At 61.9% G+C, this 25,865-nt stretch carries 14 protein-coding genes; 8 read left to right on the top strand and 6 right to left on the bottom strand.

All coding sequences use genetic code 11. The annotated features are described in order from the left end of the window. Positions 1 to 40 precede the first annotated feature (40 nt). The 3 genes from msub_RS00185 to msub_RS00175 all read left to right on the top strand — a co-directional run bounded on the left by msub_RS00185 (position 41) and on the right by msub_RS00175 (position 10,058). Positions 41 to 592, top strand: coding sequence for a hypothetical protein (locus msub_RS00185; RefSeq protein WP_048494161.1), 552 nt, complete (start codon positions 41 to 43; stop codon positions 590 to 592). Between the two features lie 115 nt (positions 593 to 707). Continuing rightward, complete coding sequence (locus tag msub_RS00180) at positions 708 to 9,299, top strand: GH36-type glycosyl hydrolase domain-containing protein (protein ID WP_227506590.1); 8,592 nt, start codon at positions 708 to 710, stop codon at positions 9,297 to 9,299. Between the two features lie 84 nt (positions 9,300 to 9,383). Further along, entirely contained in the window at positions 9,384 to 10,058 is a 675-nt protein-coding gene (locus msub_RS00175; RefSeq protein WP_048494160.1) for a polyamine aminopropyltransferase, read from the top strand. A gap of 50 nt (positions 10,059 to 10,108) precedes the next feature. Here the strand turns inward: msub_RS00175 and msub_RS00170 are convergent, their stop codons facing one another. Continuing rightward, positions 10,109 to 11,734, bottom strand: coding sequence for a methyl-accepting chemotaxis protein (locus msub_RS00170; RefSeq protein WP_048494159.1), 1,626 nt, complete (start codon positions 11,732 to 11,734; stop codon positions 10,109 to 10,111). 278 nt (positions 11,735 to 12,012) lie between these two features. Between msub_RS00170 and msub_RS00165 the strand changes: the two genes are divergently transcribed. Beyond that, positions 12,013 to 12,678 (top strand): hypothetical protein, encoded by a 666-nt coding sequence (locus tag msub_RS00165; RefSeq protein ID WP_048494158.1) that lies wholly within the window; start codon positions 12,013 to 12,015, stop codon positions 12,676 to 12,678. Between the two features lie 25 nt (positions 12,679 to 12,703). Here the strand turns inward: msub_RS00165 and msub_RS00160 are convergent, their stop codons facing one another. Then, complete coding sequence (locus tag msub_RS00160) at positions 12,704 to 13,327, bottom strand: L-threonylcarbamoyladenylate synthase (protein ID WP_048494157.1); 624 nt, start codon at positions 13,325 to 13,327, stop codon at positions 12,704 to 12,706. Further along, positions 13,327 to 13,680 carry a BolA family protein gene (locus tag msub_RS00155; RefSeq protein ID WP_048494156.1) on the bottom strand — a complete coding sequence of 118 codons (354 nt, stop codon included), beginning with the start codon at positions 13,678 to 13,680 and terminating at the stop codon, positions 13,327 to 13,329. Before msub_RS00155 ends, msub_RS00160 begins: the two co-directional genes overlap by 1 nt. A 275-nt stretch (positions 13,681 to 13,955) precedes the next feature. On the opposite strand from msub_RS00155, the gene msub_RS00150 reads away from it, so the two are divergent. The 4 genes from msub_RS00150 (at position 13,956) to msub_RS00135 (ending at position 21,221) form a co-directional block, all read left to right on the top strand. Further along, complete coding sequence (locus msub_RS00150) at positions 13,956 to 16,139, top strand: DNA topoisomerase III (RefSeq protein WP_048494155.1); 2,184 nt, start codon at positions 13,956 to 13,958, stop codon at positions 16,137 to 16,139. A 113-nt stretch (positions 16,140 to 16,252) separates the two neighbouring features. Then, entirely contained in the window at positions 16,253 to 16,987 is a 735-nt protein-coding gene (locus msub_RS00145; protein ID WP_048494154.1) for a response regulator transcription factor, read from the top strand. Beyond that, positions 16,980 to 18,620 carry a FecR family protein gene (locus tag msub_RS00140; RefSeq protein WP_048494153.1) on the top strand — a complete coding sequence of 547 codons (1,641 nt, stop codon included), beginning with the start codon at positions 16,980 to 16,982 and terminating at the stop codon, positions 18,618 to 18,620. Before msub_RS00145 ends, msub_RS00140 begins: the two co-directional genes overlap by 8 nt. A gap of 33 nt (positions 18,621 to 18,653) precedes the next feature. Then, complete coding sequence (locus msub_RS00135) at positions 18,654 to 21,221, top strand: CHASE2 domain-containing protein (protein ID WP_048494152.1); 2,568 nt, start codon at positions 18,654 to 18,656, stop codon at positions 21,219 to 21,221. A gap of 33 nt (positions 21,222 to 21,254) precedes the next feature. On the opposite strand, the gene msub_RS21950 is transcribed toward msub_RS00135, so the two are convergent. The 3 genes from msub_RS21950 to msub_RS00120 all read right to left on the bottom strand — a co-directional run bounded on the left by msub_RS21950 (position 21,255) and on the right by msub_RS00120 (position 25,630). After that, positions 21,255 to 21,626 carry a fibronectin type III domain-containing protein gene (locus msub_RS21950; protein WP_227506589.1) on the bottom strand — a complete coding sequence of 124 codons (372 nt, stop codon included), beginning with the start codon at positions 21,624 to 21,626 and terminating at the stop codon, positions 21,255 to 21,257. Positions 21,627 to 21,863: 237 nt separating this feature from the next. Further along, positions 21,864 to 24,512 (bottom strand): AAA family ATPase, encoded by a 2,649-nt coding sequence (locus msub_RS00125; protein ID WP_048494151.1) that lies wholly within the window; start codon positions 24,510 to 24,512, stop codon positions 21,864 to 21,866. Next, entirely contained in the window at positions 24,509 to 25,630 is a 1,122-nt protein-coding gene (locus msub_RS00120; RefSeq protein ID WP_048494150.1) for a metallophosphoesterase family protein, read from the bottom strand. Before msub_RS00120 ends, msub_RS00125 begins: the two co-directional genes overlap by 4 nt. Positions 25,631 to 25,865: the final 235 nt, after the last annotated feature.

The following is a 25,865-nucleotide window of genomic DNA, read 5'->3' as shown; positions in this document are numbered from 1 at the left end:
CCGGAAATGCCGTCTGAAAAATGCAAGCAAGGAGCTTCTCATGACCAGAATCCACACTACGGCTATCACATTAAGCTGTCTTCTTGGCGCACTGCCCCTGGCAGCCGCCGCTCAATCTGCAGAGTTTGGTCCTGATCAGGGAGATCGCGAATTCTCCATCTCGGGTACCGGCAGTAACGACCGGGATTTCAACAGTGGCAGCTTCGGCGTAACCGGCGATCTGGGCTGGTATCTGCGGGATAACATGGTTGGCGGTGTCCGCCAAAGCGTCAACTACGCCAGCATCGAAGGTGCCGATATCGAGGACGATTTCTGGAACGGCTCAACCCGGGGTTACCTCGACTATCAGTTCCTCAACGATCGTGCACGTCCCTTTGTGGGCGGCAGCCTCGGCGGTATTTACGGCGACGGCGTCAAGGACAGTGCCTTTGCCGGCCTGGAAACCGGTATCAAATACTACGTTCAGACCAAGACCTACTTCCTGGCCCGGGCGGAGTACCAGTTCTTCTTTAACGACGCGGATGATGCCGATGATGCGTTCCAGGACAGCGGCGCCTGGGCCTACACCATAGGTCTGGGTTACAACTTCTGAATCGTGGCGTAGCACTGAAGACATTGAAACCAAAGCCCTGACCGATGCTGCGAGGTGGTATCCCGGAGAGGCTCAGGGTTAGCAGGGAGCATTAATCATCAAACCGTTCAGGTTTTTGGCACGCACACGGAATGAGCTGCGCCATGACCGGGATACCGAGTTGTTGCGGGCGGAGCTGTTCAGTATTGAGCAGCTCAAGCGCCATGCGGTTACCCTGGCGGGTCAGCACCGGATTGAACCGCGACCGGGGGCAGACCGGTTACTGCCACGGCTGGCGGATAATGCCCGGGTTCTGCTGGCAGCCTACGATGTTGTTACGGCTGCCGTGGCGCCGGGACAACGGACCGCGCCGACCGAAGCCTGGTTGCTGGACAACTTTTATCTGATCGAACAGCAGATCAGCCTGGCACGTCGTCACCTTCCTCGCGGATACAGCCGGCAATTGCCGCGTCTGGCCGAGGGGCATTCGGCCGGTTTCCCCCGCATCTACGACCTGGCGCTGGAGTTGATCTCCCACATGGACGGTCGCGTCGACAGCGACAACGTCACCCAGTTCATCGCCGCCTATCAGACCGTGGAACCCTTCAGGCTAGGCGAGTTGTGGGCCTTTCCCATCATGCTGCAACTGGCGCTGCTGGAAAACCTGCGGCGGGTCAGCGTGCGCATCGCCCAGCGGCGGGAAGAGCGTGATGCGGCCGCCACCTGGGCGGATCGCATGCTTGTCGCAGCCGAAAGCGATCCGAAACAGTTGATCCTGTTGCTCGCCGAGTTTGCCCATGCCGATGTCCCACTCACCGCGCCGTTCGTGGAGGAATTCTACGACCGGCTCCAGGCGCAGGGGTCCGTCATGGCCTTCGTGCAGACCTGGGTGGAACAGAAACTGCTCGGACAGGGGGTGACCGCAACCCAGCTCTCGGAAGCGGCCGGGCACACCGACGCGGCCAACCAGATATCCATCGCCAACAGCATTGGCAGTTTGCGCTTTATCGGCGCCATGGACTGGAAGGAGTACGTCGAATCCCTCAGTGTCGTGGAAAAGACACTGCGCGAAGACCCGTCGGGCATGCACGCCCACCAGGATTTCGCGACCCGCGACCGCTACCGGCATGTCATCGAGGACCTGGCGCGGGGCAGCCTGTGTGGCGAACTGGACGTGGCACGGGAAGCCATTGTTCTGGCCCACGCAGCAGCGGCACAACAGGGCCGGCACGACCGTAGCGCCCATGTCGGCTACTACCTGATCGACCGGGGGCGGCCACGCCTGGAGCATTCGATCTGCTGCCGCCTGTCGTTGAGAACGCGCCTGAACCGGGCCTGCAGGCCTGTTCGCCTGCCCCTGTATCTGGGGGGCATAGTGTTACTGACACTGCTCACCACGGCAGCCGCCCAGTCCGCGCTTGATGGCATCTCACTCCAGGCCTGGCGCGACTGGATTTTTGCGATGACCGCCATGACCGGAGCCTCGGCACTCGCGCTCGCGCTTGTCAATCGGTCGATTACGCTATTCGTGCCGCCGCGGGCATTGCCACGACTGGATTTTTCACAGGGCATCCCTGCCGATCACCGCAGCATGGTGATCGTTCCCACCCTGCTGAGCAGTCGGCAGGAAATTGATGATCTGCTCGATGCCCTCGAGATACGTTATCTCGGCAACCGCGATGCCAACCTCTACTTTGCCCTGCTGACGGATTTTCCCGACGCACCCGAGCAAACACTGCCAGACGACGCGGCCCTGCTCGCCCGCGCCCGAGCGGGAATCGAGGCACTCAATGACACCTACCGCGACGATCGCCCCTGTGTCTTCTACCTGTTCCACCGACCGCGGCAGTGGAATCCCTTCGAGCGAGTGTGGATGGGCTACGAGCGCAAGCGCGGCAAGCTCGAGCAGTTCAACGCCCGGCTCCGGGGCCAAGCGTCCACGGCGTTCTCGGACATCGTCGGTGATCAGTCGCTCCTGGGCTCGATCCGTTATGTCATCACCCTGGATACCGATACCCAATTGCCGCGCGAGGCGGCACGCCTCCTGGTCGGCAACCTGGCGCACCCGCTCAACCGCCCGGTTTTCAATGCTGCCAAAGGCCGCATCGTCGAAGGCTACGCCATCCTCCAGCCACGCGCCTCAATCAGCCTGACCAGCGCCGGCCAGTCACGCTTTACCCGGCTGTTCGCAGGTGAATCGGGCCTCGACCCCTACACCCGCGAGGTGTCGGATGTCTACCAGGATGTGTTTGCGGAGGGCTCCTACATCGGCAAGGGCATCTACGACGTCGATGCCTTTCGCCAGGCAGTTGACGGTCGCTTTCCGGAAAACCTCATCCTCAGTCACGACCTGCTGGAAAGCGGCTACGCGCGATCCGCGCTGGTGACAGACGTCGACCTGATCGAAGATCAACCGGCCAGTATCGCGATCGAGTCCAGCCGGCGCCATCGCTGGATACGCGGTGACTGGCAACTGGCCGGATGGTTGCTGCCACGGGTGCCAGGGGCGCCCGGCTTGCAGGGTGCAGGGTCGAAGCGGCAGGCCAACCCGCTGTCGGCCCTGTCGCTCTGGAAGATCTTCGACAACCTCCGGCGCAGCCTGGTTACACCGGCGCTGCTTGTCCTGCTGGTGGCGGGATGGCTTTGGGGCACGGGCTACTTGTGGGCATCGACTGGGCTGGTCCTGGCGGTGTTATTCCTGCCCACACTGCTGTCCCTGTTGATCGAGCTGACTCGCAAGCCGGCAGAGTGCAACTGGCTGGTACACCTGGGCATGACCGGAAACTCCGCCGGCCGGCCGTTAGCGCTCGCCCTCCTGAGCCTCGCATTTTTGCCCTACGACACCCACATAATCCTGGGGGCGATTCTGCGCTCCGGGGCGCGCATGCCATTCACCCGGCGCGGTTTGTTGCTGTGGCAACTGCCCGGATACACACGCCGCAACGCATGCCGTTCACTGGCGGATTTTTGTCGGGAAATGTGGGTACCCCCGGGTCTGGCGGCGGGGTTGGTTGCGGCTCTGGTTATGGCGGACAGCCCGCCGACGGTGTGGCTCGCCGCCTTTCCCGTTCTGTTGCTGTGGCTGGTGGCGCCCACCATTGGCTGGTGGCTCAGCCGCCCGTTGCCCGCCCCCACCCCAGGCCTGAGTGCAGGGCAGGAGGTTTTCCTGCGCAAAGCGGCCCGCCGCACCTGGCGCTACTTCGCGGACTTTGTCGGCCCGGAGGACAACTGGCTGCCGCCAGATAACTTCCAGGCCTACCCTGCCCCCGCCATCGCCTCGCGCACCTCACCCACCAACATTGGCATGGCGCTGCTTGCGGATCTGGCTGCCGTCGATTTCGGCTATCTCACCGTTGGCGAGTGCCTGCAACGCATCGACAACACACTGGCGACCATGGAAAAGCTGGAACGCTACCGCGGCCATTTCTTCAACTGGTACGACACCCGAACGCTGCAGCCACTCCACCCGCAATACGTTTCGTCGGTGGACAGTGGCAATCTGGTAGGCGCCCTGCTTACGCTGAAGGCCGGGCTGGCCGAGCTGAAGTACCAGCCGGTGCCGTCGACCTGCGCACTGCAGGGCCTGCAGGACACCTTGCAGGCCCTGGCCGACGAGCTGCCCGCCGCCCTCACCCCCGAACTGGCGGAGAATATCCGTGTACTGCAGGACACCCTGCGCGCCCTCACCCTGGAGGGTCCACCCCGCACACTGGCCGGCACCGCCAGCGCGCTGGACCAGATCGACCGCACCGGCGGTCCCCTTTTTACCTGGCTTTCGGCCGATGCCGACATCGATGGCGAACTGGCGTACTGGGCCAGGGCATTCCATCAGCAACTGCGTGCGCTGCGCGACGAATTCGCCTTTCTGGTACCCGCTACCTGGCAGGACAGCGGCCTCCCCAGCCGGATGGCGCTGGCGGGCAGCCATGATTCGGGCGCGGGCCCGGCCGCCCAGGAGCAGCTCGACCTCATCGACAGCCTGATAGACCGCTGCCAGGTTCTGGCAACAATGGATTTCGAATTTCTTTACGATGCCGGGTGCAGCCTGCTGACCATTGGCTATGACGTCAGTGAACGGCGCCGTGACCGCGCCTGCTACGACCTGCTGGCATCCGAGGCGCGGCTGGCCAGTTTCCTGCTTATTGCCCAGGGACAGGTACCCCAGAAGCACTGGTTCGCGCTCGGCCGCCTGCTGACCAGCCATGGCGGTGACGTCAGCCTGATTTCCTGGAGCGGCTCCATGTTCGAATATCTGATGCCACAGCTGGTTATGCCGAGCTATGGCAATACCCTGCTGGAGCATAGCTGCAAGGCAGCCGTTTCACGCCAGATCGAATACGGCCGGCAGCGGGCGGTGCCCTGGGGGATTTCCGAATCCTGCTACAACCTCACCGACATCCATCAGGTTTACCAGTATCGGGCGTTCGGCGTACCCGGCCTTGGCTTCAAGCGCGGATTGGGCGATGACCTCGTGATCGCGCCCTATGCCAGCGCGCTGGCACTGACGGTGATGCCGCAGGAGGCCTGCCGTAATCTGCAGGGGCTGGCTGACCAGGGATTCCTCGGTGCCTACGGTTTCTACGAAGCCATCGACTACACCCCCACGCGCGTGCCCCGGGGCAAGCTGCACGCCATCGTGCAGACGTTCATGGCGCACCACCAGGGGATGAGCTTCCTGGCCTTTGCCCATGTCCTGTTTGACCAGCCGATGCAGCGCCGCTTCATGGCCGATCCGCTCGCGCGGGCGACCGAGTTGCTGCTGCAGGAGCGAGTACCGAAGAGGAGTGACACCCTGCACCCGCACGCAGCCGAAGTCAGCGCCGCCGCCCGTCCGCCCAGCGCGGAGGCCGGCGCCATCATGCGCGTGTTCACCGACCCGGCCACGCGGCTCCCCGAAGTTCACCTGCTGTCGAACGGTCGCTATCACGTGATGGCAACCCACGCCGGCGGCAGCACCAGCCGGTGGCGCGACCTCGCCGTCACCCGCTGGCGCGAGGACGCCACCTGCGATGGCTGGGGTACGTTCATTTACCTGCGAGACCGCGACACTGGCAAGTATTGGTCCACGGCGCACCAGCCAACCCTGCGCCAGGCTGATTACTATGAAGCCATTTTTGTGCAGGCCCGCGCCGAATACCGGCGGCGCGACCATGCGATCGAAGCGCACACAGAGATCAGTGTGTCTCCCGAAGATGACGTCGAGATCCGTCGTGTCACGCTCACCAATCAGTCGTCGCGCACCCGCCACGTTGAGGTGACCAGCTTCGCTGAAGTGGTGCTGGCGCCGCTGAGCGCCGACCTGTCCCACCGCTCGTTCAGCAATCTGTTCGTGCAGACCGAAATCCTGCCCGGGCGGCAGGCCATCCTCTGCACCCGACGCCCCCGCACCCCGGGCGAACAGGTGCCCTGGATGTTTCACTTGCTGGCGGCGCCGGGTTCGGTGGCCAACGAACCTTCCTTTGAAACCGACCGCGCGCGGTTCATCGGGCGCGGTCGCACCCCCGCCAATCCGGTCGTGCTGGACAGTGGAGGCCGCCGCTCGGCCCTGTCGAATACCCAGGGCGCAGTGCTGGACCCCATTGTGGCAATCCGCAGTACGCTGACCCTGCTGCCCGACAGATCGGCAAGCGTACAGATCATTTCCGGTATCGCGGACACCCGCGAGGCTGCACTGGTCCTGATCGAGAAATACGGCGACCGCCATTTCGTGGAGCGCGCGTTCGAGATGGCCTGGTTCCAGAGCCAGGAAGTATTGCGGCACCTGAGCGCCACCGAAGCCGATGCCCAGATTTTTGGCCGTCTGGCGAGTTCTGTCATCTACAGCAATGCACTGCGCCGCGCGGCGCCCAGCGTCATCGCCCGCAATCAGTTGGGCCAGTCGGGATTGTGGCGTTTTGCCATCTCCGGCGATCTGCCCATCGTGTTGCTGCTTATCGGTGACCTCGGCCGGATTGATCTGGTCAAGCAGGTGGTGCAGGCCCATGCCTATTGGCGCATGAAGGGCCTTGCGGTTGATCTGGTGATCGTCAACGAGGGTTTCTCCGGCTATCGGGCGGAGCTGCAGGACCAGATCATGGGGCTGATCAACGCGGGCCCCGAGGCCCAGGTGGTCGATAAACCGGGCGGCGTCTTCGTGCGACGGGCCGAAGAACTTTCCGAAGACGAACGGGTATTGCTGCAGACCGTGGCTCGCATCGTGTTCAGCGACAGCGCTGACACCCTGATTGAGCAGGTGGACCGCAGAGTATCACCGGAACGGACATCGGACCTTCTGGAGCCTTCGAAGCAGGCCGAGACCGAGCCGGTTTATCCGCTGGCGCCGCGCGAGCGTATTTTCAGCAATGGCCTCGGCGGCTTCACGCCCGACGGCCACGAATACGTCGTTACCCTTGAACCCGGACAAGCCACACCGGCGCCCTGGGCCAATGTCATTGCCAGCCCACACATCGGCACCGTCGTCAGCGAGAGCGGCAGCGCCTATACCTGGGTGGGCAACGCCCACGAATTCCGGCTTAGCCCCTGGCACAACGACCCACTCTCCGACACTAGCGGCGAAGCGCTTTATCTCCGCGACGAGGAAACCGGCGCATTCTGGTCGCCAACGCCACTGCCTGCCTGCGGGCGTTCCGGCTATGTATGCCGACACGGTTTCGGCTACAGCGTGTTTGAGCACCTGGAGGCCGACATCGCCTCGGAACTGTACACCTACGTCGCCATGGATGCGCCGGTCAAATTCCTGGTGGTAAAACTGCACAACCAGTCCAGGCGATCGCGCAAGCTGTCGCTGACCGGTTACTGGGAACTGGTGCTCGGCGAATTGCGACACGCCAACCTGATGCACATCGTCACCGAAATCGACCTGCCCACGGGCGGACTGTTCGCCCGCAATTCCTACGGTCGCGAGTGTGCCAACCGGGTTGTGTTTGCGCAGGTCAGCGAACGGGGGCGGTCGGTGAGCGGCAACCGCACTGAGTTTATCGGCCGCAACGGCACCCTCGCCAGTCCGGCGGCAATGCGCCGGAAGCGCCTGTCGGGCAGGACCGGTGCTGGCCTCGACCCGTGCGCAGCTATCCAGACCCGGATCGAACTGGACGCCGGCCAGGAACGGGAGATCGTGTTCGTCTTCGGGGCAGCTGCCAATGCCGACGAAGCGCGGCATTTGATCCAGCAATTCGGCGGCCAGGCGGGCGCGCGCCAGGCGCTGGCAGCGGTGTGGGAATACTGGAACCGCACCCTGGGGGCCGTCAGCGTCGATACACCGGACGTGGCGCTGAACGTACTGGCCAACGGCTGGCTGGTTTACCAGACCCTGTCGTGCAGATTGTGGGGCCGCAGTGGCTATTACCAGTCGGGGGGCGCCTACGGCTTCCGCGACCAGTTGCAGGACACCATGGCGCTGGTCCACGCCACGCCCTGGCTCGCCCGCGAGCAACTGGTTCGGCATGCCGGTCGCCAGTTCCTCAAGGGCGATGTGCAACACTGGTGGCATCCACCCAACGGACAGGGCGTACGAACCCATTTCTCCGACGACTATCTGTGGCTGCCGTATGCCACCTGCCGTTATGTGCGGGCGACCGGCGATACCGGCGTGCTTGACGAGCCCATCCATTTCCTGGAGGGCCGTGAGCTGTACACCGACGAAGAGGCTTACTACGACCAGCCGCAACGCTCACCCGAAGCCGCCAGTCTCTACGAGCACTGCGTGCGGGCCCTCAGGTACGGCCTGAAGTTTGGCGCCCATCATTTGCCGCTGATGGGCTGCGGCGACTGGAATGACGGAATGAATCTGGTCGGCAAGGACGGCCGTGGCGAGAGTGTATGGTTGGCCTGGTTCCTGGTGGAAAATCTTGAGCTGTTCGCCGACCTTGCCGGTGAGCGCAATGACCAGGAATTTGCCGAGTTGTGCCGCGCCCAGGCCGCACAACTGCGGGACTACATCGAAGCCAAGGCCTGGGATGGTGCCTGGTACCGGCGCGCCTATTTTGATGACGGCACCCCACTGGGTTCAGACAGTAACGACGAATGCCAGATCGATTCCATAAGCCAGAGCTGGGCGGTCATCTCGAAAGGCGGCGATCAACTGCGGGCCCGACAGGCGATGATGGCGGTGGACCGGCGCCTTGTGCGGCGCGACAAACAGATCATCCAGTTGCTCGATCCGCCCTTTGACAAATCCGGCCTGGAGCCGGGCTACATCAAGGGCTATATCCCGGGCGTGCGGGAAAACGGTGGCCAATACACCCACGCCGCAATCTGGACCACGATGGCATTTGCCATGTTGGGTGACACCGAACGCGCGTGGGAATTTTTCGCCATGCTTAACCCTGTTAACCACGGCAATACGCCCGAGTCCATCGACCGCTACAAGGTCGAGCCCTATGTGATGTGCGCGGACATCTATGGTGTGGCGCCACACATCGGCCGCGGTGGCTGGACCTGGTATACCGGAGCGTCAGGCTGGATGTACCGGCTGACCGTGGAAACCCTGCTGGGCCTGCAACTGGAAGTGGACCACCTGCGCATTGCCCCCTGTGTGCCCGCCGAGTGGGACAGCTACAAAATCCATTACCGGTATCGTGACACCGTCTACCACATCACCATCAGCCGCCGCGGTGAGGCGTCGGGACAGGTAAGCCGTGTAACCCTGGACGGTGCCGAACAGGCTGACATGCGCATTCCCCTGACCGATGACCGCGGGGAGCATTTTGTCGAGGTGGAGCTGGGCTGAAAAGTGCCGGTTTTTCCTCATCCTGTTCTTCAAATCCGTCCGGTCAGGTTAAACTGCGGGCCCGCTCAGCTATCTGGACCCCCTATGGCCCGCTTCACCGAAATCGGCACCGCAACAATTCCCGGCAACGGAACCCGGCTGCGCCTGCTGCAACGCAATGACGAGTTCTCCATCAAGATTGCCGGCACCACCGGTGAGCTGATGAACAGCCGGGTACACGGCTCGGAGGATGCACTTGCCACGCTGGCGTGCGAGCGCATTGCCGACCAACCCTCGCCCCGGGTTCTGATTGGCGGGCTGGGCATGGGGTTCACCTTGGCGGCCGCGTTAGCAGCACTGGGCGACGACGCGCAGGTTACCGTGGCTGAGCTGGTTCCCGAAGTGGAAGCGTGGAACCGGGGGGCCTTGGGTGCTGCCGCCGGCAACCCGCTGAGCGACCCCAGGGCCCGTATCCATATCGGTGATGTGGCGGAATTGCTCAGAAGCAGCGAGGGCGAGTGGGATGCCATCCTGCTGGATGTGGATAATGGCCCGGAAGGGCTGACCCGCAAGGAGAACAACTGGATTTACTCCCCGGCCGGCATCGCCGCCGCCCAGAAATCCCTTCGCCCGGAGGGCATCCTGGCCTACTGGTCCGCCGGCCCGGAGCATGCATTTACCGAGCGCCTGCGCCGTGCCGGGTTTTCCGTGGAGCCGGTAACCGTGCGGGCTCTTCGCCCGGGTAAGGGTGCGCGCCACGTGATCTGGCTGGCCTGGTAAGTCCTTTTGCCCCGTCGGGCTGGCCACAGGGCCGGCCCGGACTGGCGTTGTCAGTCGCGGCGGCCCTGGTTGAGCCGGAATTGCTCGATGGTTTCTCTCAGCGTTTCCGCCATGGCCAGCAGGTCGCCGGCAATGCGGGAGGTCTCCTTGGCATCGCCGGAGGTCTGCTCCGCAGACCGGCTGATTTCGATCACGTTGTGATTGATCGATTCGGAAACGTCGCTCTGCTCGTTGGCGGCACTCTCCATTTCCTCGTTCAGATCGGTAATCTCACGCACGGCTGTTGCGATGGCCTGCAGCTCGGATTCGACAGTCAGAATGGCCGCCACCTGCTGTTCCGCCATTTCCGAGGCGTGGCGCATGGTGGCTACGCAGTCCACCACTTCGCCCTTCAGGCCATTGATGGTTTTGCGGATTTCCTCGGTGGAATCCTGGGTGCGCGAGGCAAGGGCCCGCACCTCGTCCGCCACCACCGAGAAACCACGGCCCTGCTCGCCAGCCCGAGCCGCTTCTATGGCGGCGTTCAATGCCAACAGGTTGGTTTGGTCGGCAATCTTGGAAATCACCGCCAGCATGTCGGACATCTGGCCGGTTCGCTGGTCAAGCTGCTCAATCCGTTTCGCGCCGCTCTGAACTTCTGTATTGAGTGCCTCGATGCCTTCCACCGCAGTGCGCGCGAGCCTCTCTCCCTTGCTGGCTGATTCTGCGGTATCGGCAGATTTGCGGGTGGTATGGATGGCATTTTCCCGCACCTGGACGGCTGACGCGGCCATTTCCGTGGTTGCGCTCGCTACCTGGTCGGTGTTGTCCCGCTGGGCCAGCACTTCATGCTCGGTTGTGTCTGCCTTGCTGGCGATACTGCGGGCCGCCTGCTCAACCCGCCCAGCGTTATCCATGACCGTGTTCATGCTTGCACGAATCTTCACCATCATCCGGTTGAAGGCACGGGAGACAGAGCCGATTTCGTCATTGCGGGTAACCTCCAGCTCAATGGTCAGGTCGGAATTGCGGGAAATCTCGTCCATCCGGTCATGGAGCCGGCGCAGGCGGGAAAACACCAGGCGGCTCAGGGCCACTGCGGTGAGGAAAAACACCACGGCAAAGATGGCAATCTGAATGCCACCACTGGTCAGTAGCTGTCGGTGCAGGCGCGCGTCGCCCTCGGCCAGGGAATAGTCGATCCGGATGGCACCCAGTACCGTCCCCTCCTTGGCCTGGTGGCAACCCAGGCAGTTCACGCCCTGGTAATTTTCCGTGGCAATGACCGGTTTGATGAGCGTATACACCCGTCCGTCTTCATTACTGGAGTAGGCCTCCACCCGCTCACCGGCCAGCGCTTTCCGGTCCAGGGGCTCGCGCTTCTGTTCCGTTGCCTTGCCGTCGCCGAAGATACTGTTCAGGTGGTCACCGCGAATCACCCGCACATCCAGCACATCCTCCGGGGCCATCACCTTCTGCCGTAGCACGTCCCGGTTGGCGATGGTGCCAGTGACCATCATGGTGTTCAGCCCGTCGAAATAGGACTTGGCCAACCCGTCAACATATTTTTGACTGAACGCTTCCATATGATCCCGTTGCGAATCCGCGTTGTAGAGCACGGTAAGCACAAGCACGAGTGAGAAAGCCGCCGCCAGGGCAGCGAGAAGCAGAAAACGGATGGAATAGTGTTTTTTCATGGTAACCCGGCACAGAAGCCGCTCAGCCCGCGACTTGACGATTGTTTTCACTGGTTATGATGACGGTTAACTGCCGCGGAACTTTATAACTTTGCGCCAACTATTTCCTGATCCAGATCAGATCCGGGAAAGGTCAGTAGCATCAACTGCGCAGGGAGCAAAAAAGGCAGGGCAAGAGTTGGCCCGAAAGCTGCTAAATCGAGTGGTGAGTACCAGAAATTGCCAACGCTGACGGTTCGGCGCCCGCAATCGGGTAAGCCGAAGGAGGAAAACCACCCATGTCCCTACTGACGTCTCTGATCCGGGCGAGCACCCAGTTCCAGCAGGCCATGGAAAAACGCCAGGCCCCAGTCACCGGCGCGGACGCCTCTGCCGGCACGCCCCGGAGCCAACCAGCCGAAGCCGAGCCGGTACCGGGCGCTGACCGCTTCACGCCCTCGGACAACAACCAGGCCGACCTCGCCCGCCTGAAATCCCGCAAGCTATCCCTGGTCGACTACAAGCAGACCGTGGGGCAGGATCTTGCCTTTGTGCGGGAAACGCTGCGGCATAAACTTGCCGAATACAACCTGCACCCGGCAACCGCGCTCAATGTGAGCAAGGATGAGAGCGGTCGTATTGCCGTAGATGGGAAAATTGCCGAAAAAACAAGGACGCTGATCGAGAAAGATCTCAACGTGAACAAAAACTTCAAGGACGCCTTCAGCCGCCTGAGTGTCAACGAGCCGACGCTGCACTTTATGGACAACGCGCTGAAACTCAACCAGGCCTACGGCGTCAATAACCCGTTACTGGATACCCTGATCAGTGATAACCAGCAGTTCAACGGCCTGCAGGACCTGGTTCACCGCTACGACACCCTACGGCGATCCGTAAGCGCCGAGCAGATAGAAGCGGCAGGAAACACCCGGTCGTACGCTTTTAACCTGAACGCCCGGGCCTGATTCCGGCTTTTAGAAGTCGCGGGTGTCAGACTTCGAAAGGTGCCGGATCCCCTTTGCCAACCCGGGTCACCACCGGCGCCTCGCCTGTAAAATCCACCACCGTGGTTGCTTCCATACCGCAGAACCCGCCATCGATAATCAGATCCAGCTCATGCTCCAGAGTGTCCCGGATTTCGTAGGGGTCGGTCATCGGGTCGGTTTCGCCGGGCAGTATCAGGGTACTGCTCATGATCGGCTCGCCCAGCTCGCCCAGCAATTCCTGGACAATGGCATTATCCGGCACCCGAACCCCCACCGTGCGGCGCTTGGGATGCAGTAACCGGCGCGGCACCTCGCTGGTGGCATCGAGAATAAAGGTGTAGGGGCCCGGCGTGAAATTCTTCAGCAACCGGTACTGGGTGTTGTCCACCTTGGCATACACCCCGATATCCGACAGATCCCGGCACACCAGCGTAAAATTGTGCTTGTCATCCAGCCTGCGAATCCGCTTGATCCGGTCCGCCGCCTGCTTGTCACCCAGGTGACAGCCAATGGCATAGGCGGAATCCGTGGGATAGACAATCACCCCGCCGCGACGAAGAATATCCACCGCCTGGTTGATCAGACGCTTCTGCGGCGTCTCCGGATGGATCTGGAAAAACTGACTCATTAACCCTCTCCCCGAGCGATCCGTGCCGCCATCACCGGATCCTTCTTGGACCCGCCCATACAATTCGGCGATTCCGGCACCGCCTGCCCGGATGCCTCCCATTCCGCCGGAGAATACAGATGCAGCGCTAACGCATGCACCCCGCCTTCCAGCTCCTCGGCCAGCACCTTGTAGATCGCCTGATGCCGCCGAACCTTCATCTGCCCCTCAAACTCCGGCGACACCAGCGTCACCTTGAAATGGGTTTCTGAGTTCGGCGGCACACTGTGCTTGTGGCTCTCGTTCTCCACCTGAAGAAGACGCGAATCAAATGCGTCGTTCAGTTTGGTTTCAATCGCATTCTGGATTTTCATGTTTCGAGACTCCTACGGCTCAACCTCGGTTGAAAGTGAGCGAATTGCACCTGGCCAGAAGCGGGTGTGAAGATGGCCGTCCCAAAAGTGTGTGTTGCCATGGATGGCAACACCAAGCCCCCATGGATGGGTTCACGGCGTCTTTTGGGACGGCCATCTTCACAGCCGCCTCCCCCAACGTTTTCAGTCTACTACACATACCGCCGCCACCCGAACCTTGACAGCATAAAGCCAAAGCGCCACATTCCCACCCCGATTCCAAAACACCAGACCCCATGCACCTGTACATCGCCGAAAAACCAAGCCTCGGCCGCGCCATCGCCGCCGCCTTACCGGGCCCGCACCAGAAAGGCCAGGGCTGGATACGCTGTGGCCAGGGCGAGCAGGCCGCCACCGTCAGCTGGTGTATCGGCCACCTGCTGGAACCGGCAGAACCCGCCCGCTACAACCCGGCCTGGAAAAAATGGCGCCAGGAAGACCTGCCCCTGTTTCCCGAAAAATGGCAAGTCATGCCCAAGGACAGCGTACGCCAGCAACTCAAAGTCCTCGAGTCCCTGATCCGCCAGGCCGACACCATCACCCACGCGGGCGACCCGGATCGCGAGGGCCAGCTCCTGGTCGATGAAGTGATCCGCTACTTTGGCGCCAGCGCACCGGTGCAGCGCATTCTGATCAACGACCTGACGCCGGCCGCCGTGGCCCGGGCTATCCAGAAGCCAAAAGACAACCGCGAATTCCGCCGCTTGTCCCATTCTGCCCTGGCCCGCCAACGGGCAGACTGGCTCTATGGTATCAACCTGACCCGCTTCTACACCCTCAGCTACCAGCAACTGGGCGAACAGGGCGTCTATTCCGTTGGTCGGGTGCAGACCCCGGTACTTGGCCTGGTGGTGGAACGGGACAACACCATCGAAGACTTCCAGCCCCGGCCCTATTTCCGGGTTGAGGCCCGGTTCAGGGCCCAGGAAGATGAGGCCGACCAGCAGAGCTTCACCGCCCGCTGGCAGCCAAACGAGCAGTTCCAGGATTACCTGGACGAAGAAAACCGCCTGCTCAGCCGGGAAGTCGCCGCACAGATCGCCGAAAGCGTACAAGGCCGGCCCGGCAAAATCACCGAAGCCCGCTTCCGGGACCGGCCAGAAGCGCCGCCTCTGCCGTTTTCCCTGTCCGCCCTGCAGATAGAAGCCGGCAGGCTGTTCCGGATGGGCGCAAAAGAGGTGTTGGATACCGCCCAGAATCTGTACGAGCGCCACCAGCTCATCACCTACCCCCGATCCGATTGCCGGTATCTGCCGGAGGGGCATTATGGCCAGCGGGAACAGGTGGTTCGGGCGATCGGCCGGGTGGCACCGGATCTCCAGGAGGCCTGCGATGGCGCAGACCTGAACCGGAAAACCGCCGCCTGGAACGACAAGCAGGTGGATGCCCACCATGCCATCATCCCCACCAGCCGGCCGTCCCCCAACGGCAAGCTCAGTGCGGCGGAGGCAAAGATCTACGGACTGATCAGCCGCTACTACCTGATGCAGCTCGCAGCCGATGCCGTTCACCGGGAAGGCAAGCTCACGGTACAGGTTGCAGACCACCACTTCCGGGCTACGGAAACCGCCATCCTGTTGCCCGGCTGGAAAGCCCTGGAAATAAAACTCCGGGAAGGGCGCGCTGAGCCGGAGAAAACCCCGCTGCCCAGGCTGGAGAGAGGCGAGCCGGTTCTCTGTGAAGACAGCGCCATCGCCGAACGGAAGACCCAGCCACCCCAACACTTCACCGATGCCACCCTGCTCTCGGCGATGACCAACATCGCCCGTTTTGTAACCGATGCCGAGCTGCGCAAAACGCTGCGGGAAACCGACGGCCTGGGCACCGAAGCCACTCGCGCGGCCATCATCGACACCCTGTTCAAACGGGAGTACCTGTACCGGGACAGCCGCCACATACGCGCCACCGACAAAGGCAAGGCACTGATCAGCGCCTTGCCGGAATCGGTCAGCAAGCCGGATCGTACAGCGGTGTGGGAAGCCACCCTGGAGAGCATTCGCCGGGGCGAAGGCGACCCGAAAAGGTTCCTGGCAACCCTGCAGCAGGAAATTCGCGGCTTTCTGAATCAGCCCCAGGGCCAGCCAGCGGGCGGCTCCACGGGTCCCGAGACCGCCGCACCGGAAAACCTGCCCCACTGCCCTAAATGCCGGGCCCCCATGCTCGAGCGAGACGGCAAGTTCGGGCGCTTCTATGCCTGCACCCGCTACCCGGATTGCCGCGGCACCCGGCCGCTGGAAGAGGCCAGCCCTGAGGATGGCACCAGCCAGAAGCCCATCCCCTGCCCACACTGTTTTTCACCGCTGGTCCGGCGCAAAGGTAAAAAAGGCTGGTTCTGGGGCTGCAGTAACTTCCCCGGCTGCCGACAAACACTCGACGACGACAACGGAAAGCCTGCCATTCCGTTACGCAAGTCTACATAACGATACTGAACACTTATTCACGTTTTGTGATAATCGGCAGGTATAACAGGGCAGTCCGTCTATCGGCCTGCACCCTGCCAGGAAACAACAAGGCGACACCCGGGAGAGGTTTAATGCGCATTGCTTTGCTTGAAGACGAAACCGAACAGGCACAGCACATCCAGTCAATTCTGTCTGAGCGCGGTCATCATTGCGACAGCTTCCCTACCGGTCAGAGTTTCCTGAGTGCCGTATTTCACCGAAGCTACGAGTTGCTGATCCTGGATTGGCAGATCCCCGACATGACGGGCATCGACGTTCTCGAGAGTGTCCGGGCGCAGCTAAACTGGCCGATTCCCGTGGTGTTCCTCACCCAGAGAGACAGCGAAACCGACATCGTGCGGGCACTGGATGCCGGCGCTGATGATTACCTCGCCAAGCCCGCCCGGGCCGCCGAACTGGTGGCGCGTATCAACGCCCTGGCCAGACGCACGAACCCGGACAGCGAAAAGGAATTGCTGCTTTACGGACCGTTTGAAATAAACACACAACAGCGCACGATTGCCCTGCACGGCAGAGAACTCACGCTGACCGACAAGGATTTTGACCTGACCCTGTTTCTGTTCCAGAACCAGGGCCGCCTGCTTACCCGGGAAATGCTGCTGGAGCGCGTCTGGGGCCTGGCCCGGGACATCAACACCCGCACCGTGGACACCCACATGAGCCGTCTGCGCCGGCGGCTGGGCCTCAATCCGGAAAACGGTTTCCGGATCAAGACCATCTACCAGCGCGGCTACCGCCTGGAGGCCATGAAAGCCCAGGAACCGGACGCCGATTCGCCCGAGGCAGAAACCCTCACCAATGACTGATACGCCGGCGCCCAAGCTACCTGTTCTGCTGTTGATCCTTGCCCTTCTGGCCTGCGCCGGACCGGCAAGCGCCGACCTGTCGATCACCCGCGGGTCCGCCGGGCAGTATACCGAGACCTCCTCTGCCAGCACAGTGCCGGAGTGGATCTACACCCTTCACCCGGGCGAGAGTTTCTCCGAGGTGGCAAACGACCTGCTGGCCCCGAACTACCACACCAGGCAACTGCTGCAGTACAACAAGATCAGTAACGGCGCTATCCTCGGCGAGGGCGACAGCATTCGCATTCCCCTGGCCTGGCTCAAGCGACAGCCCCAGCCGGCAAAGGCCATCAGCGTCTCGGGGAGCGTTCAACTGATTTCCGCCAGCACCGGCCGCAAGATACAACTGAGTGAAAACACCCTGATCCGGGTCGGTGACGAGATTCTGTCCGCCTCAGGCACCGCGACCATCGAACTGGCCGACGGCTCGGAAGTACGGATCTCGCCCAACTCGCGCCTGATATTCAACCGCCTGACCCAGTACGGCAAAGCCGGAATGGTCGATACCCGCCTGCGGCTCAACCATGGGGAAGTCCATACCCGGGTGAAGCCGGTCATGGAAGGCGGCGCACGTTTTGAGATTGAAACGCCGTCTGCCGTGGCTGCGGTGCGTGGCACGGCCTTTGTTCTCCAGGCCTCGCCCGAAGGCACGCGCCTGCAGGTAACCGAGGGCGTCGTGGACTTTGGCGCACCCGGCAAAACCCAGCGCATTCCCGCCGGGTACGGGGCCAGCCTGTCTACCAACAGCCACACTGGTCTGCAAATTCGCCGCCTGCCGCCCGCGCCGGAAATCAACCCGCTACCACCCACGCTGACCCAGTTGCCATCAACCATGACCTGGCAGGAAAGCCTGGCGCCCATGTACCGGGTGGACATCTTCGAGGCCGACAGTGGCCGCTGGGTGGAGAGCCGCAGAGTGACCGGCAACAGCTTTGATATCGGCCTGCTGGACAACGGCAGCTATGAGATTCAGTTGGCCGCCCTGGACAGTCGCGGCATCGCCGGAATGCCGGGGGTGGTGCCGGTCAAGGTTGACCTGCAGGCGCGCGCTGCATCGCTGGTATCACCTGCCGACGGCGGCACCGTCAACGATGACATGCCGGAATTCCGCTGGCAGCTCAACGGCGATAACGAAGTGGCCCGGGTGGAAATCGCCGAAGACAAAGCCTTCAGCAACCTGATCACCACTAGCGAATGGGCGCCGGAAACCTCGGCCCTGCCATCACGCCCTCTGAGCCCGGGCCAATACTACTGGCGGGTTGTGACCGAGGCCGGCGGCAATTCGGTGGCCACGACCGAGCCGCGCAAAGTGGTGGTGAATGGCAGCCTGCCACCTGTACGCATCCTCAGCGTGAACTACATCGACAGCCAGGTACGGGTGTTCTGGGAGAAAGTCGACACAGCCACGGATTACCGCCTGCAACTCTCGGAAGAGCCGGGATTCAATAACATCATCAAGGAAGCCACGCTGTCTGATACCACCGCAGCCTTGCGTCTGATTCCCGGAAGGCGGTATTTTGTGCGCCTGAAAGCTCTTTCTGATGGTCCGCTGCAAAGCCGCTGGGGACCTGGGAGGGAATTGTACCTGGAATAAACCTTTGATCGACCGAAACACACAGCAGGGCTCATGAACCGGGATTGGCTGCCAATAAAAACGACCCCCTGGACACTGGGCCTGATCCTGCTGGCCCTCCTTTTGCTGATACAGCTTACCGCACTGCCCCAGCGCCTTGATTACTGGCTGTACGACCGTGCCATCACCGCCAACCCGGTGAACGCCTCGGATAACGTTGTTCTGGTAACCATCGACGAGCCCAGCCTGAACCGTCTGGGCCGCTGGCCGTGGCCCCGGAGCCTGCACGCCGAACTGATCGACAAACTGACCCGGGCGGGCGCCAGAACCATTGTGTTCGATGTACTCTTCGCAGAACCCTCGGCAGACGACGATGCACTGGCTGCGCAGATGCGCAATCACGGCAATGTGATTCTGCCGGTTTACCTGTCACCGCCGACCTCCCAGTACCTTTTAAGCGAACAACTGCCGGTCAGCACCCTCGCCACGGCGGCAGCCGGGCTTGGCCATGCCCATGTGGAGCTGGACAGTGACGGCGTTGCCCGCGGCCTGTATCTTTTCAACGGCCTTGGCAATCGGCTCTGGCCCAGCCTCGCCCTGGCCGCCCGGGGTGCCGGGCCAGAAAGCCCCGCGGCCAGAAACATTCCACCCTACGTGAACGTTCGGGATGAATATCGGGCGGTGCCTCTGATCGGAGGCGCCGGCTCCCTGCCCAGCTATTCGTTCGCACAGGTACTGAGCCAGCCACCGGCGCCGGAACGATTCAGTGGAAAGACCGTGTTTGTCGGTGCCACGGCGGCCGGATTGGGAGACATACTGCCAACCCCGTTCTCCGGCCTGAGCCGCCCCATGTCTGGCGTGGAATTCCACGCCAATGTGTTTTCCGCACAGTCCAGGGGCCTGCTTATGCGCCGGGCACCGGAGTGGGTATCGGCTGTTCTGGCACTGGCGATGGTTCTGATGTACTCGCTTGCCCTCCCTCCCTTGCGGCCGGCGCGCACCCTTATTGCCTGTGTGTCCGGTGCGGCTGCGCTCATCGGGCTTTACCTGTTCACACTACGGGTACTTGGGTGGTGGATACCCATGGCGAACGCCATGCTGGTGCCTTTACTTGCCTTCCCGATCTCCAGCGGTCTTCGCCTTGCCATGACCAACAGGTTCCTGAACCGCCAACTGGATGGCCTGGCGAGAAGCCCCCAGGTTGCCTTGCCCGCGCCTTCAGGCAGACACCCGACCCAACTGCTGGAGCATTTCATAGCGCTTTTCCAGCCCACCGGATGGCTGCTGACCGAGGAGCGCAATGTTCTGTCCAGGCAGGACCTCCGCCCCGCCGACATCCCGGAAGACCTGACACCCGGGCTCTGGCTACACGACAGCAACCGAAGCTGGATCCAGCTTTTACGGGGAGGTACCCGCTATCACCTTGGCCTGGCCCTGCCTAACGACCTTGGCCGGGAGGCCATTCAGCGCTACCTTCAACGGCTGCATCTTGAGCAGACGGCACCGGCAAATCGCAATTCCCGGCACAGCGAGAACATCTCCGCACGGATCGAACGGGTTCGCGTTGCCACCGACCGGCTGAATCACATGCAGCAGTTCATCCACAGGAGCTTTGAACGGATGCCCGACGGCATCATCGTGACCGACGAGCTGGGCGTTATCCGCTTCGCCAACGGCCACATTGAAGAGTGGTTCCGGGAACCCATGCCGAGCCTGGGCGGCCTGCCTCTGGTGCGACTCCTAGAGGGCCACGACCCCAGGGAAACGCCGCCCTGGCATGAAACCGTCTCCGACACCCTGACCCTCAGGCAAAGCCGCACCGTGGATCTGAGAATCCGTGACAAGGACTTCCTGATTCACTTCGCGCCGTTTTCTCTGCCCGACAGCAACCAGCAGGGCATCATCGCCAACATTTCCGACATCTCGGAACTGCGGGAGCAACAGCGCCAGCATCGCGAGGCCATCGACTTCATTTCCCACGATGTCCGCTCGCCGCTGGTCTCCCAACTGGCCCTGATCGAACAGCTCAAACGCGACCCCAGCCACATCGAGCAAAGCCAGCTGGAACAACTGAGCCGGCTTGCCCGCAGGAGCTATCATCTGGCGGAGGAGTTCGTACAGCTTGCCCGGGCGGAACAGCTCACGGAAACCCGGTTCTACGAGTGCGAGTTCCTTGCCATCGTGGAGAACGCCCGGGACAGCGTCAGTGAACAGGCGCTGGAGAAACAGATTCAGCTTCAGCTACAGGGCACTGAAGACCTCTGGCTCCGGGGTAACGCGGAGTTGCTGGAGCGGGCGGTCATCAACCTGCTCACCAACGCGGTCCAGTACAGCCCTGGCGGGTCTACTGTCAGCATCCAGGTGTTCCAGGCCGGTCATCAGGCCTGCCTTGCCATTGCTGACGAGGGCTCCGGCATCGACCCGGAAGAACTGCCTTTCCTGTTCGACCGTTACCGGCGGCAGAAAAGCAGCGAGCTGGCTGGGGTGCATGGCACCGGGCTCGGACTTTCCTTTGTCAAAACGGTGGTGGAAAAACACAGAGGGGAAATTTCAGTGCTGTCCAGCCCGGGCGACGGCTCGACCTTCACCCTGAAGCTGCCAATCGCCGACCCACTGGCCTGAGACTGCATAACACCAGGCCATGGACTACCGGGCTCAGGAACTGATGGTTTTGCTTACCACGTCGGAGGGTTCGCTGGTCAAACCATTGGCATCCTGAACCTGGATAGTGAAGTACCAGGTGCCGGTGGACAGATCGGTCACCTCATGACTCAGTTCAATGAGGCCCCCAACATTGTCAATCACCACAACCTGGTTCAGATTATCCGGCTCAGTACCATAACGGATGGTATATTTTTCCAGCTCGTACCGACTCAGATCCTCTCCATTGACCCGCTTCTTCGGTGCACTCCAGCTCAGGACGGCGGTGCCCTCCTGCGTTGAGGCCTGGCCGCTGGAACTGCCGGAACCTCCACACCCCGATAGTAAGACTCCCAGAATAAACGCGGCAATCCATGCCTTTGACATTGTTATGACGCGTTTCATGGACAGTTAACACCAATAATTCGTCGGTTATATGAAATTGTATAAAACGCGGCGAATTATCGATGTGAAGCATGTCATCTTTCTAGTTACGAAATTGTCAATTTCCCGTCAGGTTTCGGTAATGACATAGTGGAAGTTACTGACATAAAAACATTTTCCTGCCCGCCAACCTGTCTCCCGGCCTTGCCGCTCCATAACACAAATGTCATTGGCGGCTTGCTACCCGGGGTTTTCGAGACGCTCTTTCATAACCTGGATATCCCTGGGCACCACGCCCAGATCACTCCACTTTTCCGGGTGGCAGGTAAAAAGCAATATCTGATGCCGGTTGGCGGCGTCGAACAGAATGCGCTTCATGTCTTCCAGGCGGTCCGTATCGCTGTGTACCAGCGTGTCGTCGAGGATCACCAGGGTAGGCCTTCCGGCTTCACGCAGCAGGTCGGCGTAGGCCAGACGGCTGATCAGGCCCATTTGCTCGCGGGCACCAAAACTCAGCTCGGCGATCTGGCCCAGTTCAGCGCCCCGGGTAAACGTACCCGGCCTGAGGTGCTCATCCACTTCCAGGGTGGCCTGCGGGAACAGCAGCGAGAGGTAGTGGTCGAGGTGCTTTTGCAGGGGCGCCTGCAGGCGCCGGGTCAGTGCCTGTCTCTTGTCCGTCAGCAGCGAGAGCAGAAGGTCCAGGGCCCGGGCGCGGCGATGCAGTTCCTGATAGCGACGATTGCATTGCTCCAGATCAGCCGCCTTTTCGTTAAACTGCTCTTCCAGGCCTTCGGCTCCCCAGGCCTCCAGCCTCACCTGTATGTCTCGCAGTTCCCGCTGCCGGTCTTCCTGGGCCTGGCGCAGGTTACTGATACTGCGCTGGTAGCGGTCGATATCCTGCTTCAGGATTGTCGGGTGAGCCTGCTGTATTTCCTGTTCACGGGCCTGCAGCCCTGCCTCCAGACTGCCCTGCTTCCTGTCGATGTCCGCCAGTTCTGTGGCGAGTTTCCGGAGCTGCTTCTGATGCTCCGGGTTCTGCACCTCGTTCTGCAGTTGCTGCCATTCCGAGTTTGCACTGTCCCGGCTCTGCCGGCGGGTCAGAAGCTCTGTCTGATGCTTCCGCTCCTCCGCTTCTGCTTCGGCCAGTCGGGCTTCGGCCTTGGCTCGACCGGCTTCTGCGGAGGCAACGTCGGTGACCCCGGCTGGACCCTCCGGTGCCCGACGGCTCTGCAGTTCGGTTTTTGCCTTCCGCAGCCGGGACTCGGCTTCCTTCTGGTCGGCCAGGAGCTGCTCGATGCCCACGGGCGCCACAGACTTGAGCAATTCAAGGGTGTGCTGTAGTGTTCTTTCGGCCGACTCATGCGCCGCCACCCGCTGCTCAGCCTGCTGCACGGATTCCACGCCCAGCGCCTGCATCTGTTCGGCCAGGGTTTGCCTGAGAGCAGCAAGCTTACGGCGGGTACTGGCCAGGTCTTCGCCACCGGGGGTAATGCCCAGGGTACCCACACCCGGTATCACCAGGCGGGATGACTCAAGCAGTTGTCGCTCGCCCTCGCCTTCCACGGCTTCGTCGTTCAGCGCCAGCCTTGCGCCTGGCTCCAGTTGCCAGGTTAACCGGGTCGCGATGGCTTGCGAGCGGATGCTTTCTTCGTTCCACTGGTGCTCCGTGTTCTTCAGCGCCTTCACGGCGGCGGCATCAATCCGGTTCTCCCGGGCCTGCTCTCTCGCCTGCTCGAGCGCTTGCTGGTATTGCTGTGCGCTCTTCAGGTTCTCGGTCAGCGTCTGGTTGTGCTGTTCCAGCCGGCGGATATCCTGCTCCAGCCGGGACCAGGTTTCCTGCAGACGAGCCTGCTCAACCTGCCGGGCGGCAGCCTCATAGGCGGCTTTTGCGGCCTCGATATTGCTCGCAACAGAGGCGCTTCGGGCCTCGGTCTGCTCCAGTTCCCGCCTGGCTTTCTCCAGTTCTGCCGTGCGGACATCCAGCTTCCTGCTCAGGCTCTGAAGCTGCTCTTGGTTCTGCCGCAGCAGTTGCCGGTTGCTCTGCAGGTGGGCCAGGGTTTCTTTTTCCTGTGCCTGCTGCTGCTCCAGCTTCTCGACTTGCCGGAACCGCTCCCTGGCGTGTTCAAGCTGCCGCTCGGCCTCCTCCCAGGGGCGCTCGTGCTGGATACGCTCATGGTCCTGCTTGAGTTTGCCAAGTCGGTCGACCTGCTCCTGGTATTTCCGGATCCGGGCCTGCAGCTCGTCAATCGCCTGCTGGTGTTCTTCCCGCTCCCGCTCCAGTTTCTGGTAGTCACCACGGGGCTTACCCGTGGGTGTGAACAGCTCCCGCCAGCGGGTTCTGACCTGGTCTATCAGCTCGTCACCCCCGGTACTGGCCACTTCGCCCACCAGGGAGTTGAGCGCGGATTTCAGATGATCGCCGGCATGCTCCACCGCCTGCTCGATGTTCTGCCCGGTGCCCTGCTCAACCCACAGCAACCCGGGCACACCCCAGTGTTCGGGCTTGCTGACACCTTTGGCGGAGAACTGGAAGCCAAGGAGCTCCGCGAGCTTCTCTTCGGCCTCGTCTTCGCTGTAGCTGGCTGAATCGATCGTCAGGTCGCAGCGTTTGCGCTGGAGAAAACTCTTGACCAGATGCCAGGACTGGCTGCGGGCCTCAAAGTCCAGGGTAATGGTCGGGGCTGCAGCGGAATCACCCCAGGGGCGCAGGTCGTCCACGGAGCTGGTCCGGTAGCGCTCGAAAAAGGCGGCACGAATGGCCCGCACCAGAGTGCTCTTGCCGGACTCATTGGGGCCGTGGATCAGGTTCAGGCCCGGCTCCAGGCTGTCCAGTACAAATGGCTGACGGAACTGGCGAAGCTGCTCCACCTGCAGACGACGGAGTTTCATTCGCTGGTCTCCTGTTTCCGGTCTTTCAGCAGTCCGGCCAGAATGGCCAGCGCATCCCGCGCGGCTTCAGCGTCATCGTCCTGCTGGTGAGACCTCAAATGCTCGATAACCTCCCCCACGTAGCCGTCCGCCTTGAGGGCGGCAACATCGTCATCGGTGGGCGCCAGTTGCAATCCGCTGCGATCGCACTGGATGCTTCGGAACCTGGCCTCGGCTACCGACAGCGCATTAGTCAGCCTCTCCTCGCCGGCCAGAGTGATCGCGCCTTCCAGGCGAAGATCGACGACGGAAGGCTCGGGTAATTCGCCGAGCCTCTCCAGCAACTGGTCCAGGTCGGACTCCACCGTCAGGGTTTCGCGCCACTGGTGCCACTGGTAGCGGCCGGTTTCCAGGGGCGTTACCTGCGGCAACGCTCCTGGCCCGGGCACATCAACGATCAGGGCATAGCCGGCACTGTTGTTACGAAACCGCTCCGGCTCCGGGGTACCGCTGTACCAGGTGCGCCCGTCAATCTGCCTGGTGCCGTGCCAGTCGCCCAGGGCCAGGTAATCCAGGCGGGCAGCCTCTGCGCGATTCGGCGATATGGGGTTGGCCGAGTCAATGTCATCAGACAGGACGCCCTGGACACTGCCGTGGGCAAGGCCGACCCGGATCAGGCGTTCCGGGGTTTCCCAGGTACTGAAGGCCTCTGTGAGATCACTGTAGGTGTTGCGTTGTGTCAGCGGAGCGCAGAGGATCGCCAGGCCCTGGGGTTCGAGGTTGATCACGCCGGGCTCCAGTGCCGCATGGACATTATCCGGCACCGCGCCGAGGCGCTGTGCTCGCGTCCAGACGCTCTCGGCCAGGGCCGCATCGTGGTTACCCGGCAACATCACCCACGGACCCCTGAATGCCCCGGTGGCGTTGAATACCCGGCGGATGGTCCGGTCTGCGACAGTCTGGGCGTCAAAAACATCCCCGGCCACCAGAACCGCATCACACTGATGCTCATTGGCCAGCCGCGCGATCTTTTCAATGGCCTCAAACCGGGCTTCGACCAACGCCGCCCCGTCTTCTGTTTCGAAGCGGCTGAAGGCGCGCCCCATCTGCCAGTCTGCCGTGTGCAAAAACTTGGGCATCGTGCTTTTCCTGGATCAGTTCGAAATGGTGGGCGGCGTCAGCCACCGGGGACTTTGTAACAGATATCGTAACGGTAGTCAGCGACAAGCAATGTCGTATCCGTCACCTTCCGGGCCCGGCCCCGGGCACAGAGCTCGGGGCAACGCCATCCCCGGATTATTTCGAGCGCATTTGACATCCGCAATTGACCTGAGTCATTTCAACTTAATCTAAATGCGAATCTTTCTATTTTAT

It is taken from the genome of Marinobacter subterrani (assembly GCF_001045555.1).
Classification (GTDB): Bacteria; Pseudomonadota; Gammaproteobacteria; order Pseudomonadales; family Oleiphilaceae; genus Marinobacter; species Marinobacter subterrani.
Note: the sequence above shows the minus strand (reverse complement) of the source record. Positions and strands in the feature narration are given on the sequence as shown.

Coding starts and splice junctions, on each gene's coding strand:
- msub_RS00135 (WP_048494152.1), top strand. CDS start 18,654: ATGAACCGGGATTGGCTGCCAATAAAAACGACCCCCTGGACACTGGGC.
- msub_RS00160 (WP_048494157.1), bottom strand. CDS start 13,327: ATGAGTCAGTTTTTCCAGATCCATCCGGAGACGCCGCAGAAGCGTCTG.
- msub_RS00150 (WP_048494155.1), top strand. CDS start 13,956: ATGCACCTGTACATCGCCGAAAAACCAAGCCTCGGCCGCGCCATCGCC.
- msub_RS00175 (WP_048494160.1), top strand. CDS start 9,384: ATGGCCCGCTTCACCGAAATCGGCACCGCAACAATTCCCGGCAACGGA.
- msub_RS00170 (WP_048494159.1), bottom strand. CDS start 11,734: ATGAAAAAACACTATTCCATCCGTTTTCTGCTTCTCGCTGCCCTGGCG.
- msub_RS00145 (WP_048494154.1), top strand. CDS start 16,253: ATGCGCATTGCTTTGCTTGAAGACGAAACCGAACAGGCACAGCACATC.
- msub_RS00125 (WP_048494151.1), bottom strand. CDS start 24,512: ATGAAACTCCGTCGTCTGCAGGTGGAGCAGCTTCGCCAGTTCCGTCAG.
- msub_RS00185 (WP_048494161.1), top strand. CDS start 41: ATGACCAGAATCCACACTACGGCTATCACATTAAGCTGTCTTCTTGGC.
- msub_RS21950 (WP_227506589.1), bottom strand. CDS start 21,626: ATGTCAAAGGCATGGATTGCCGCGTTTATTCTGGGAGTCTTACTATCG.
- msub_RS00120 (WP_048494150.1), bottom strand. CDS start 25,630: ATGCCCAAGTTTTTGCACACGGCAGACTGGCAGATGGGGCGCGCCTTC.
- msub_RS00155 (WP_048494156.1), bottom strand. CDS start 13,680: ATGAAAATCCAGAATGCGATTGAAACCAAACTGAACGACGCATTTGAT.
- msub_RS00165 (WP_048494158.1), top strand. CDS start 12,013: ATGTCCCTACTGACGTCTCTGATCCGGGCGAGCACCCAGTTCCAGCAG.
- msub_RS00140 (WP_048494153.1), top strand. CDS start 16,980: ATGACTGATACGCCGGCGCCCAAGCTACCTGTTCTGCTGTTGATCCTT.